Raw genomic sequence first — 1,621 nt, 5'->3', positions numbered from 1 at the left:
ATTGAAGACAAGTTCGCCGTTACCATGAGCCGAAGCGGGATTACAGATTTGCTTCATCGCCTAAACTTACGCTACACACGGCCTACCTATACGCTGGCGAAAGCGAATAAAGAGAAGCAGGAGGTTTTTGTCCAACAGATGAACTGGATAAAAAAAACCTCACCGATAACGACGTATTGATTTATGAAGATGAAAGTCGAATTCGTGCCTATCAAGTGCTTCATGCCACCTGGAACGAACGAGGCAAGCAGAGATACATTCCTACATATGGTCATCATGCCTATGTGGGTTTATTCGGCATGGTTAACGTTCACACGGGTGATTTTTTCTGCCAACCTGCTTCGCAGTATAAAACCGCTGATTTCCACCGTGTTTTAATGACGATTCTCGAACGATACGAAGGCAAACGTGCCATCCTTATCATGGACAATGCTCGTAGCCACAAGGCAGAAGAGATGCAGCCTTTTTTTGAAGCGAATCGGGAGCGACTTTTCTGTATCGATCTGCCGCCTTACTCGCCCACCTTGAATCCGGTCGAGCGCATGTGGAAATGGCTAAAGGAAGTCGTCATCGCCAATCGTTTTCATCCTACACAAGCTTCGATCGCACAAGCCATTGATGATTTTACTCATTACATAGAAGAAAACCTGGAAAGGGGATTGTCGCGCATTGCAAACGCTCATTTATCGAATTCTTAATCGCGATTTATATAGGTTCCTTCTTTATTATTTATTCAATAGATTAAGCTTCAGATTTATTAAATCTTCTTCAAAAAACTCTCGTTACTTTAATTTCCTTCCCAATCCTCATTTTTACATAAATATCCAAAAACAACTGCCAAGTTTTATTCAAGAATATGTCCCTTTTATGGAATAACATGACTGTTGTTTTAGACCAATTTATTTTAAATTTTCAGCTATCATTTTAAGATAGTTTTTTTCACACCTGAGTAGTTACCACCCTTGAGTTTTTTTATTATTTATCATGCAAAATAGCGACTAAAACAGGTGCAAAATAACATTTAAAGTGACAAACAATAGGTTTCTTTCACATTTTTGTTCAAGAATACATGAGTTTCTGTACACTGTTTTGTTATAGAAAACACAGCGAACAATTTCTTAGCGTATAAAAAGTCGGTTATTTAATTCGAGCGTTTTGCAGAATTCCGATTAACAACATGAAACTTTAATAAGAACAGGACACTGTATCGCAAATATTCCTGGTAGAAAATTTAAAGAATCATTTGTTTTTAAAACTGTACCTGCCCTCCAATTTTAAGATATGATGGCTTTAGGAGAAATAAGAGCAGTTTTTCTCGCGATAATGGTTGAACCGTTATCCATAAGGTGAAAGAAAAGATGCACGCGTCGGCGTGTTCCCTCGTCTTTTTCTCACAAGGAAGGGGCACGGTGTGGTGACGACCCACTCTGGATTATACTGGATAATCAACACCCTTGAGTTTGTTTTATAAATATGAAGGGAAAGTGGAGAATCCTATTCAAAGAAACTAATAGATGCAATATTTTAAATTATCGGTATTCAACTACAGAAAGGCTGATGCAAGTGAAATTTACTATACGAAAAATGCAAAAGGAAGATATTCAACAAGTTCAACAAGTTT

The 1,621-nt window shown here is 37.9% G+C and carries 2 protein-coding genes; both read left to right on the top strand.

Translation table 11 applies throughout. From position 1 onward, the window contains the following. Positions 1-180: helix-turn-helix domain-containing protein (locus HMPREF0083_RS27210; RefSeq protein ID WP_021621580.1), on the top strand; the 180-nt coding region annotated here is incomplete at its 5' end. Then, complete coding sequence (locus HMPREF0083_RS11705) at positions 177-698, top strand: IS630 family transposase (protein ID WP_021621579.1); 522 nt, start codon at positions 177-179, stop codon at positions 696-698. The genes HMPREF0083_RS27210 and HMPREF0083_RS11705, both read left to right, overlap by 4 nt. The last annotated feature ends 923 nt before the right edge of the window (positions 699-1,621 follow it).

Source organism: Aneurinibacillus aneurinilyticus ATCC 12856 (genome assembly GCF_000466385.1).
In the GTDB taxonomy this organism is placed as follows: Bacteria; Bacillota; Bacilli; order Aneurinibacillales; family Aneurinibacillaceae; genus Aneurinibacillus; species Aneurinibacillus aneurinilyticus.
The sequence above is the reverse complement of the archived record's forward strand: the minus strand, read 5'-3'. Positions and strand labels throughout refer to the sequence as shown.